The organism is Tissierella pigra (assembly GCF_009695605.1).
Taxonomy (GTDB): domain Bacteria; phylum Bacillota; class Clostridia; order Tissierellales; family Tissierellaceae; genus Tissierella; species Tissierella pigra.
This window is the reverse complement of record NZ_VUNQ01000005.1, coordinates 1-11526: the sequence shown is the minus strand read 5'-3', so window position 1 is coordinate 11526 and position 11526 is coordinate 1. Positions and strand designations below refer to the sequence as shown.

At 30.7% G+C, this 11526-nt stretch carries 13 protein-coding genes; all 13 read right to left on the bottom strand.

What is annotated here, in order from left to right; translation table 11 throughout:
- Positions 1–39 precede the first annotated feature (39 nt).
- Positions 40–1881: an ATP-binding protein gene (locus FYJ83_RS03655; RefSeq protein ID WP_154438985.1), complete on the bottom strand. Its 1842-nt coding sequence runs from the start codon at positions 1879–1881 to the stop codon at positions 40–42.
- 158 nt (positions 1882–2039) lie between these two features.
- Positions 2040–2990, bottom strand: coding sequence for a DNA double-strand break repair nuclease NurA (locus FYJ83_RS03650; protein ID WP_326828294.1), 951 nt, complete (start codon positions 2988–2990; stop codon positions 2040–2042).
- A gap of 76 nt (positions 2991–3066) precedes the next feature.
- On the bottom strand, positions 3067–3900 hold the full coding sequence (gene rsmI, locus FYJ83_RS03645) for a 16S rRNA (cytidine(1402)-2'-O)-methyltransferase (protein ID WP_154438984.1): 834 nt from the start codon (positions 3898–3900) through the stop codon (positions 3067–3069).
- 276 nt (positions 3901–4176) lie between these two features.
- Positions 4177–4911 carry a tRNA1(Val) (adenine(37)-N6)-methyltransferase gene (locus tag FYJ83_RS03640; protein WP_154438983.1) on the bottom strand — a complete coding sequence of 245 codons (735 nt, stop codon included), beginning with the start codon at positions 4909–4911 and terminating at the stop codon, positions 4177–4179.
- Positions 4912–5010: 99 nt separating this feature from the next.
- Positions 5011–5178 carry a DUF362 domain-containing protein gene (locus FYJ83_RS03635; protein WP_154438982.1) on the bottom strand — a complete coding sequence of 56 codons (168 nt, stop codon included), beginning with the start codon at positions 5176–5178 and terminating at the stop codon, positions 5011–5013.
- 96 nt (positions 5179–5274) lie between these two features.
- Positions 5275–6171, bottom strand: a complete 897-nt coding sequence (locus FYJ83_RS03630) for a PSP1 domain-containing protein (protein ID WP_154438981.1) — start codon at positions 6169–6171, stop codon at positions 5275–5277.
- Between the two features lie 14 nt (positions 6172–6185).
- Complete coding sequence (gene holB / locus FYJ83_RS03625) at positions 6186–7154, bottom strand: DNA polymerase III subunit delta' (protein ID WP_154438980.1); 969 nt, start codon at positions 7152–7154, stop codon at positions 6186–6188.
- 13 nt (positions 7155–7167) lie between these two features.
- A complete protein-coding gene (locus tag FYJ83_RS03620; protein WP_154438979.1) occupies positions 7168–7452 on the bottom strand; it encodes a cyclic-di-AMP receptor in 285 nt (94 codons plus the stop codon).
- A gap of 11 nt (positions 7453–7463) precedes the next feature.
- The gene (locus FYJ83_RS03615; protein WP_154438978.1) at positions 7464–7790 is read right to left on the bottom strand and encodes a cyclic-di-AMP receptor; all 327 of its coding nucleotides are present in this window, start codon (positions 7788–7790) and stop codon (positions 7464–7466) included.
- Positions 7791–7794: 4 nt separating this feature from the next.
- The gene (gene tmk / locus FYJ83_RS03610; protein WP_216585746.1) at positions 7795–8427 is read right to left on the bottom strand and encodes a dTMP kinase; all 633 of its coding nucleotides are present in this window, start codon (positions 8425–8427) and stop codon (positions 7795–7797) included.
- Between the two features lie 26 nt (positions 8428–8453).
- Entirely contained in the window at positions 8454–9869 is a 1416-nt protein-coding gene (locus tag FYJ83_RS03605; protein WP_154439053.1) for an aminotransferase class I/II-fold pyridoxal phosphate-dependent enzyme, read from the bottom strand.
- A gap of 95 nt (positions 9870–9964) precedes the next feature.
- Positions 9965–10156, bottom strand: a complete 192-nt coding sequence (locus FYJ83_RS03600) for a sigma factor G inhibitor Gin (protein ID WP_154438977.1) — start codon at positions 10154–10156, stop codon at positions 9965–9967.
- Between the two features lie 273 nt (positions 10157–10429).
- On the bottom strand, positions 10430–11526 hold a 1097-nt coding region (locus FYJ83_RS03595; RefSeq protein ID WP_229768477.1), incomplete at its 5' end, for a hypothetical protein.

The window sequence follows — 11526 nt, the reverse complement described above, 5'->3', positions numbered from 1 at the left end:
AAATATACTTTCTATGAAATTTATATCTTTGTCCTATATCTAGCTTATAATTTTATATCTGTAACCAAATATAGTCTCCTCTTTTTTTATATATTCCTTCTCTACCATTTGTTTTAATCTATCTTCTAAGGAATCCAAGGTAAAGGTAATACCTGTTTCCTTTTCAATTTCCATAATTATGTCTAAAAGTTCTGTATCGTTTATAGGCAGCTTAGATTTTATTACATTTAAAAACTTTTCATCATCTTCTTTTCCCTTATTTTTTAACTCATCAAAGGGATTCTCAGTATGGGGGCTGGAGCTTATAGCTGCTCTAATCCTAGCAAATATAGTCCTTCCCATGGAAGCAGAAGAAATAAATACATCTCCTGTTCTCAAGTAAGGAAGTCGTCTAGTCTCTTCTACTGTAAGGTCAGTTTCTTCCTTTATTGTTTGTATATCAGATGCCCTAACAGTTCTAAATATAAACTTAGTATTTAACTGTGCAGTTATGGTTTCATCTAATAAGGTAGGTCTTTGAGTGGCTAAAATTAAGAATGCACCATATTTTCTACCTTCTTGAGATATTTCTTTTAGTATAGATTTAGATGGAGAGTCATATCCCTTAGGTGCAAAATTATGAGCCTCATCTGTAACTACTATAAATGGTGGAAAGTATTCTGAGTGAATCTTCTTATATAAGGCATCCTTATAATCTCTTCTTTTATGATATAAACTATTTAATAAATAAGTACTAAATACTTGAAGAATTCTAGTATTCCCTTGAATAACCATTAGTTTTCCTCTTTGAAGACCATCTTCTATTTCACGGACATCTTTAGAAAATATACCTTCATTATCTAATCTTTTTAGTCTCCAGATTATTCCCTTTACTGAATTATAAGGACAGGTCTTATCATAGGATAAATAAAGCTCTTTTCTCTTTTCCCAAGCCTTTTTTTCCTCTTGATGATCTGCATAGTTGATTCTATTATCTATTCTATCTATGGAGCCTTCCTCTTGAGCTTCTGTTAACATTTGAAGCTTATTATAGAAACTGCTGAAAGAATCCTTTCTCTTAAATAATACATCTACTACATTGTTCATAGAATCTGTAAGGTGTGAGGCAGCATCCAGTAAGTTTTTCAAGTCTTGGCTAGATAAATCTTCAAATTTAACACCTACATGAAACCCTACTTGCAGGCATTTGAACTTATCCTTAAAGTCTATTGTGTTGTCTTCTAAATAACCAGCCCTTTCACTGAAATCCATTTCAAAGTGAGGGTCCAATACTATAGTAGGAATATTTTGCTTCATCAATTCCTCAAGAACTACCCTAAGTCCAAAGGATTTCCCTGAACCTGAACCACCAAATACCCCTATATGAGGATAATGGTGCATAGATTTTACATCTAATATATATGGTATCTCCCTTTGAGGACACAATCCTTTTTCTTCAAAGGTGTATAAAAGATTTTTATATTCTTCGTCCATATCTATAGCCATATCATCTGTATTTTTAATGACACCTAAAACTAAACCATCTTCTTTCTTAGTCTTTATCATTAAATCCTTTACTTCATGAAATTCTGGAAGTCTAACATCTGCTCCTGTTTGTACTGGATATAGAGCCTCATTTAAAAGTCTCACCTTGGCTATATAAATGGTTTCCTCATCAATATTATATCCCAAGGTTTTTAAAGATTCCAATACAGAAGAATCTACAAAATCTCCTGCTATATTTAAGGGAATATATCTATTGAAAGCCTTGGCTTCAACAACTTCCCCCATTAAATCATTTTGATAAGGGTCTTCTATAATTAAAAATTCATTTATTCTAAAATTCCTAGTCTTAGATCCTATAAATACTTCCTGCTGAGTAGTAATACCGACTATTTGCATATCTGTCCTCCTTAGTGCAACTATGTTGCAAATTTTGAATGTTGAATTGTGAATTTTGAATTAAAGGATTAGTGAACTGCGTTCACTGACTTTGTTTTTCCCAACATCGTAAGGCGTATTAATTCATAGTTCACAATTAGAAATTAATTCCCTTGAAATTAATTTCTTTTTGCTCTTTCTGATACAAAAAACCTTTCGTATAAATCCCTGTTCATATATCTTTCCATAAGCCCCTTCATTATGGCATCAGATATTTGAACTTCTTTGTCTACTATATCTAACCAAAGAGGTACACCTCTGCTATTTTCTGGTGTTAAAGTGAATACCAGCCTTCCCATTTCCTCTAAATATTCTTTCTGGCTATCTATTATATCCATACCTATTACTGTAGGTTGAAGAGATGATCTCATAAAAATGGAAGAATAGCCTTCCTTATTCTTTTTATTTACTTCATCATTTATAATTATCATTTCACCATATTGAAGTTGTCCAAAAAGTAATTCTCTATCATAAACTTCTACATTTATGTTAGAATATACTTCCTTTAGTTTATCTCCTATGATGGAAGTCTTTATATCTTTTATAACTCCCACTAATAATACTCCTTGATTTTCACATTCGTCCCTAAGATTTATCCAGGAGTCATAGGAATATATATTATATCTGATTAAGGAGCCATCCATAAGTATTGCATAAGGCTTATATTTTCTTACGGCTTCAAGGGCAACTTCTACTTCTATATTTGCTAATAACTTATTCCTCTGCTCTGCTATTTCCTTTTCATCTTCTGCCAATATATTGTTTTCTTTTTCTGAAAATAAAGGTGTATATAAATCTGATTTGAATATAGCTTTATTATTAATTATAGTAGATTTTGCTAGTCCTTGAAATATATCTACAAAATGAGGATAAGCACCACCCATACGATTAGTGGAACCATCTACTCCTACGATACCACCTTTAGCCTCATACAAAGCTAGATATTTATTGTCTAATTTCTTTAAAGAAGTAATCTTTCCTATATATTCTTCTATAAATCTCCTTAAGAATAATTTATCGATTGAAAGGACTTCCCTATATCTTTCTTCCATGGAATTATTAAGATTCACTATTTTTTCTTTTAAATCATTATGTATATTATAAATAAAAATCACCCCCGTAGTTTAGTGAATAGCTAATAACTATTCACTCTTCACTGATTTTAACTGATATTCTATATACTTCATTCTTTGCCACACCATATTCATGGGCTACTTTTTTCACGGCTTCTTTCTTAGTCATTCCTTCTTCTATATATTTTTTAAGTATAGACTCTATGTCCAATTCTTTCTCTGCTTCTTCCTCTTTATTGCCTTCTAAAACAAGTACAAACTCTCCTCTAATATTGGAAGCTTTGAAATATTCTAAGGCTTCTTCTATAGTCCCTCTAAAGGTTTCTTCATATTTCTTTGTAAGCTCTCTTGATATGGAGACTTTTCTTTCTCCCAAGATACTTAACATATCTTCCAATAAATTTAATATTCTATGTGGGGATTCATATATTATAGTTGTGTATTTATATTCTTTAATCTTTTTTAATTCCTGCACTCTCTCGTTTTTCTTAGAGGATAAAAATCCTTCAAAGGTAAATTTATGAGTTGATAAACCTGATACTACCAATGCAGTAATAGAAGCTGTAGCCCCTGGAAGGACTATTACTTCAATTCCTTCTTCTATGGCTTGCCTTACAAGAACTTCTCCAGGATCTGATATACCAGGCATTCCTGCATCAGATACTAAGGCTATATTTGTACCATTCTTTAACTTCTCTATTAAAGTTATACCCTTTTCTTTTATATTATGTTCATGATAAGAGGTAAGAGGTTTCTTTATATCATAATGATTAAGCAACTTTATAGTATGTCTTGTATCTTCTGCTGCAATTACATCAACTTCTTGTAATATATTTATGGTTCTAAAGGTAATATCCTCTAAATTTCCAATAGGTGTAGGACATATATATAATTTTCCTGATTCCATTTTTTTCTCCTTATTTTTGCATATTCAATAATTTTTGTTATTACTCATAGCTATCTTGAAAAATAATAAAAATACTAAAGGAACATTTGCAGGACACAATTTAATTCTTAGTGAATGTAAGATGAAAATCCGTTAAGCAGTTTGCACTGTTTGAGCGTAGCGAGTTTGCAAACTGTAGGATTTTTAGCTGGAATGAGCTATAGAATTATTTGTGTCCGAAACAGTGAGTGTGGATTTTTATTATTTTTATTATCCACTGTTAATAGTAACTAATTTTTATTTCTGATACTCGGTTCCATAAATTGTAGTTATTTCTTCTGTATAACTGCCATCATCATTATATACTATAAGTGGGTCATAGAATTTCAAATCTGGCTTTCCACCTTTTACTGCTTCTATTAATATTAAATTTGGTTTTTTATTTAACTTTGGTTGAACAAATCTTATGTACTTTGGTTCTAGTTTATATTCTCTAAGTAGATAAATTATATCCACCAGTCTATCAGGCCTATGAACCATATAAAACTTTCCTAGAGGCTTCAATAAGTATTCTGTTACTTCTATTATATCTCTCAAATTACAAGCCAATTCATGGCGAGATATGGCAAAGTTTTCGTCATGATTTACTAATGCTCCTCCTGATTTCATATAAGGTGGATTTGATGTTACTATATCAACTGTATTCTTACTAAATATATTTGGTAAATCTTTTAAATCCATATTTAAAATCTTTATATTTTCCTCTAATTTGTTTAATTCTATACTTCTATTAGCCATTTCTGCCACTTCATTTTGAATCTCTACACCATAGATTATATCCACTTTATCCTTTCCATATATCCTAAGGGGAATGATTCCTGTTCCAGTACCTAAATCCACTACTATACCCTTTCCTTTGGCAAAATTAGATAAAAATATGGCATCTGTACCATAGGAAAATCTTTCTTTATTTTGTATTATCTTAAAATTAGTACCTGGAACTATATCTATTCTTTCCTTTTCCTTTAACATAAATTTCTCCTTTTAAATAATATGGGTAACTTCAATTTAAAACTAGTACCAAGAGGTTGTTATTAAAAAAGACCCTTAAGGGTCTTTTTTTAATAAGTACTATTCTGGTTTTGGCGCATCTACTGGACAAACGTTAGCACAAGCACCACAATCAATACATTTTTCTGGGTCTATTACATATATATCGCCCGCTGATATAGCGTCAACTGGACATTCTGGTTGACAAGCTCCACATGCAATACAATCATCGTGAATTCTATATGACAATTGATTCACCCCCTTTTGGCTTATGTTTATCTACGCTTCCATTTTAACAGATTTTAACTAAGAATAAAAGAGATTTTAAAATTATTTATTATTTACTTAATCTTCCAACTTTCTTATGTCTATATCCTCATCTGCCAATTCTATGACTTCTTCTCTTTCCCTTATATATGCTGGATCTACCTCACCAGTATTTTTAATATCCTTCACTAAAAAATAAAGAAGATCTTCTGTATTATCCTTTAGTTTTACTTTTGCTTTTACCTTTTCAAGTAGTGTATATGTCTCTACTACTGTTCCCTTCCCTTCAGGGGTAATTATTATATCTCCAACATGAGGCATCTTTTGTAAAAGTTCTTCATACACATTATGCTCATATTTTAAACAACACATAAGTCTACCACAAAGTCCCGAAATCTTAGTTGGATTTAAAGATAGGCTTTGTTCTTTAGCCATTTTTATAGATACTGGTTCAAACTCTCCTAAGAATTGTCCACAACATAGCACCTTCCCGCAAGGTCCTATACCACCTATCATTTTGGCCTCATCTCTTACTCCTATTTGTCTAAGTTCTATTCTAGTCCTAAATATAGCTGCTAAATCCTTTACAAGTTCCCTAAAGTCTACTCTGCCGTCTGCCGTAAAATAAAATATAACTTTGTTATTATCAAAAGTATATTCTACATCTACTAGTTTCATAGATAATTTGTGTTCTTCTACTTTTTGCTGACATATGATTAAGGCTTCCTTTGCCTTTCTCTTATTTTCCCTATGGGTGTCAAAATCCTCATCTAAAGCTACTCTTATGACCTTTTTTAAGGGTGCTACTATTTCTTCCTCTGTAATCTCCTTTGGTCCTGTTACTACATGTCCGAACTCTATTCCTCTGGCTGTTTCTACCACTACAAAATCATTAAATCTTACATCTATATCATCAGGGTCAAAATAATAAATCTTCCCCGCCTTCTTAAACCTTACTCCTACTACCTTTACCATATTTATAATTCCTCCTATATACTAAGAAGCATAGTTTCTATAGATAAATTAAAATTAACATTTCTTTTTATGTTCATTTTAGTATCTTCTATCCTATATATTATATCATTAATTCTATGTAAATCTATATAGGTTTCTTTAGACAATATTTCGACTTTATCTTTATTTACCAATAAAGATATATCACCTATTTCCTTATAAATAGCTAAATCTCTAAACCAATAGAGAAAAATGTCTAAAATTTCTTCAATATTTTGTTTATCTTCATTAAATAAGTCTATGGAGGTAAGTGCCTTTATTTTATCCCCCTTTAACAAATTGTCAATAAGTTTTATAATCTCTTCTCTCCTCTGAAAGAATTCTTCCGAATCTACTAATTCTCGCGAACGTTCTAAAGACCCATTTGTAAAACTTGCAATAAAATTTGCTTTATCTTCGTCTATTTCATAATCTTTTATTAATAAATCCTTTATCTTATGTATTTCTAATGGATAAAACCTAAATATTTGACATCTTGATAATATTGTAGGTATAAGTTTACTTGTACTACTTGTGATTAGAATAATATTAATATACTCTGGAGGCTCTTCCAAAGTTTTCAATAGAGCATTTTGGGTTTCTAGTTTCATCATATGACAATCTTCGATTATAATAACTTTTCTTTTGCTTTCAAAGGGAGCGCTAGACATGGAAGATATGAGTTTATCTATATTTTCCTTTCTTATAATTCCTTTGTCTGGAGATAATATTTTAAAGTCTGGATGATTCATTGTATCAAATTTTATACAAGAACTACATTTGTTGCAAGGTTTATCTATTTCATCTTTACATAAAAGGGATTTAGAAAAGGCTAGGGCAACATTCTTTTTCCCTAAGCCTTTTTCTCCTTCAAATAAATAACAATGACTTACAGTTTTATTTTCAATTGATTTTTGTAAAGCTTCTATTTGTTTTTCATGACCTATTATTTCATTAAAATCCATATTATACCCCAACTTATATCTTCATATATTTGTCTATGTCCATTACAAATAGATTAGCTCCCCCAAGGGTTATTTCCGTGTTACCGTCCTTAATTTTCTTTGTTGCACATTCTTTCTTGATTAAATCTATAACATCTTCTACTTCATTATCTTCTACCCCAATGAAAAGTGTTGTGTTTCCTGATTTAAGAAAACCACCAGTTGAGGAAAGTTTTGTAGCTCTTATTTTATTATCCATTAGAGCCTTTACAACTTTTGTAATATAATCATCTTGTACTATAGCAATAATAAGTTTCATTTTCCTCACCCCTAAATTTTAATATGTCTTTCTATGTCAAGAATAAATACGGTTGCTCCACCAACCTTTACATCTATTGGATATGGTATATAGGTGTCTCCTGGCATAGCTACTGTAAGAAGTGATGTAGTAAGTTCCCTAGTCTTGCAGTTATCCTCTACTATCTTTAGTACAGGAGGAACATCTTCATCTTCTACTCCTACTAAAAGAGTTGTATTACCTGACTTTAAAAAACCACCTGTAGATGATAATTTAGTAACTCTGTATTCTTGTTCTGTCAAATCATCAATTAAAGCTCCTGCATCTTGATCTTGAACTATACATATTATTAGTTTCATATTATCACTCCCCTTTTTTAGTTAACAATTCTTCTATTTTTTGAATACTTTCCTCCAATACTTCTTCAATAGTTTTAGTTGCATCTATTATTTTAATATTTTCAGGATATAATTTTAAAAGTTCCATATAACCTTCATAGACTTTTTTGTGAAATTCATTGCCTTCCCGTTCCAGTCTATCAGGAGAATCTTCAAGAAATTTTCTACTTAAAGTCACCTCTGGGTCTATATGGAAAAATAGGATTAAATCTGGATTTAATCCTTTAATCCCAAAATCATTAATAGCCTTTACTTCTTTTATACCTAAACCTCTTCCTACTCCCTGATAAGCTAAACTAGATAATAAGAATCTATCGCAAATCACAAGCTTTCCTTCTTCCAAAGAAGGTCTTATTTTTTCATGAATATGCTGAGCCCTTGAGGCTGCATATAACAAAGCCTCTGTTTCTCTGCCCATATTGATATTTTTCTCATCTAAGACAATATGACGAATCTCTTCTCCTATTTGAGTCCCACCTGGTTCCCTTGTTACTATAAAATCTATTCCTTTATTCCTAAGGTAATCACTTATTAATTTTATTATTGTAGATTTACCTGAACCATCTGGTCCCTCTAAGGTTATAAAAAGTCCCTTCACCTATTATCTCTCCTAATTATTCCATTTTATTCAACAACTACTAGTCTATCTTTATTATACCCCATAAGTCCCACTATTTCTATACCGTTTTCCATCAAGAAAGTGATTTGGTCGTATAGTTCCCTAGTTATTTCTTCTCCTGGAACTATTAAAGGTACTCCTGGAGGATATGGAATAATAGATGTAGCAGAAATCCTTCCTATACTATCTTTTAATTCCCTTTGTTTCTTTTCTCCATGATAAGCCTCATATATAGGTTTTACTATTTTAGGTTCTGGCATATTGATACTAACTGGATATATATCCTCTAAAGGAGCACTTTTTGCTAAATCTTCTACAGCAGATATTAACTTTTCATAGTCCTCATCTTCATTCATTAGAGATGTAAGAGCTAAAGCATAATAATAATCAGTCATTTCAAGTCTTATATTATACTTTTCATATAATTGCTTCTTTACTTTTGCACCTTTCATTCCTTCTATTCTAAATAGTATCTTTGTATTATCTTTTGCAAAGATGGTTTTATCGCTTTCATCTCCTGTAAATACAAAAACTCTGTCTATTGCATTGAGCCTTTTTATGGTTTCTTCACATTTATCTATGTTCCACTCTAATTTCTTCTTAGCTTCTTCTGTATCCATATATGCTACTGCTATTTCATTAGAGGCAGTAAATAAATAGGATGGGGAAGTAGTAGTATATAGTTGGAATCTATCTTTAAGTTTATTTAAATCTACCCTATCTGACCCTATATGAATCATCGAAGTCTGTGTAAAACTTGGTAAAGTCTTGTGAGTACTATGAATTACTATATCTGCACCACACTCTAATGCCGATTTAGGAAGCCTATTTGAGAATGTCATATGAGGTCCATGGGCCTCATCTACCATTAATATTCTATTATGTTTATGGACCACATTTGCTATTTCTTCTAGGTCTGAGCATACTCCATAATAGTTTGGATAAGTTAAGACTACTACTTTTATTTCCTTATCATCAGTCAAAATCTCATCTATTTCCTTTGGGTCTATACCTGTCATTACATGATATTCTTCATTATAATTTGGATACATATAAATTGGATTTAGTCTATTTAAAATCATGGCATTATATACTGCCTTGTGACAATTCCTTTGCACTAATATTTTATTTCCCGGCTTCGTTATAGTAGCCAAGGCTATATAAATACTTCCAGTAGAACCATTTACTCCATAGTGAGTAGATTTTGCTCCAAATAACTTGGCTGCTAACTCTTCACTTTCTTGGATAATTCCCCTTGGGTCAAGAAGATTGTCCATTCCATAGGTCTCGGTTGTATCTATTTTAGGTATATATTCTCCCCAATTAATCAGTGAATTTTTTCCTTTATGCCCTGGCATATGGAAAAATACACTATCCTCTTCCATCAATTTTTTTAGTGCGTCAAATACGGGAGTTTTCATTCCCAAACATCATCCTCCTAATCAAAATAAATTTTCTTAACTATTATATATCACTTTTTAAGATATATAAACTATAATTTTAAAAAAACCCTGTATTAATTTACAGGGTTCAATTGATGTTTTTCAGATATGTAATATCCTAACAATATTCTAATGAAGTTCTTATAAAAATCATATCTTTCATCAAATACAGATATATTTCTCATTTCATCTATACAATCTTTACATACAGTTTGACTAAGTAGTTTCATCCCTGTTTTTTCATTGCCACATATTATACAATACATAAGCTCACCCCTTAATTTATTTCCATTAGGATTATTGCCTTAATACTATATTTTATTCATAAAATCTGTTTTCGTGCTTGGCAAGGGCTAAGTATTCTTATTTTAAATTTGTATTGTACTGGCATTTTTTGAATTTTAGGGTTTTCTACTTACCTATTTCCCCCATAATTACTATAAAATCACCTTGCTCTATTTTTGATGTCATATTCTCTAAAACCACTAAATCATCGTATTGCTGTTTATCAATCCTTATATTATACATACTTCTTCCTCCTATTTTATGACTTCCATTATTTCATACATATAGTCTGATAAAGTTGATGATAACATTAGATATATCACAAGACCTAAAACAGTTCCTATGGCAAGGGTAGATATATTTAAATAACTAAAAGCCTTCTTCATATCTGCACTATCTGCTCCCATATTGTAATAAGCTTTTATATTATTCCTTTGAGTCAATTCATCATCTGATTTTTTAGCACCATAGATTATGAGTAACAATATTAAGTAACATAATAATGTTGTTCTCATCATTATTTTAGATACCATTGTACTTAATTCTCCTAAATCATTTAGTCTCATTTTTCCATTATTAACACTAAAATAAGCAACATCTCCAGTTTCCTTATATTCCTCAAGTTTTTCTATTGTTTCCATCTTTTTTTCTTCGTTATCAAATACCATCATAATATTATAAAAACCTTCAGAATCTATACCCCTTCTAAAAAATGATAAGTGATTTTTTACCTTTTCAAACCGTTCTTCTCTTGGTAACAAATATACAGTATTCATATCATTTGAAAATATATTTGTTATACCAGAAATTGGATATACTGCTTTTATATTTGAATTTAGTTCCTCAGGTATAAGCTGACAATAGGAATTGGTATCAAGGTTTAATTTTTTTGCTACAGAATTAGAAACTATCATATCAAATCCAAATTTTTCATCGTTTAGTTCTTCTGATGGTTCCTCATAATATGAGTATTTTTCAACATAGTCTCCCCATGTATCGACTAATCTTGATAAGGTCCCAATTTTAGGCTCATTAAAAAACTTATCCACTTCTCCATAAAAAACAGCTGCATTGACTACCATTGATTTAACAATTAAATCTTCTCCATTATTTTCTGAATAAATATGAGCTAATAGACTTTCTCTGTTTACAGTCAAAACCCCTGTAGATTCAGCACCTTCTATTATATCTGTGACAACTTTAGCCTTTGCATTTGCATATATGTCATATTTAAATACATTTGAATTTAAGTATATATCTTTCATAGTATTGATATTTCCATTGATTATAAATAATGAACTTCCTATTACTAGGACAATTAATGATAATAAAATATATTTGGATATATTTA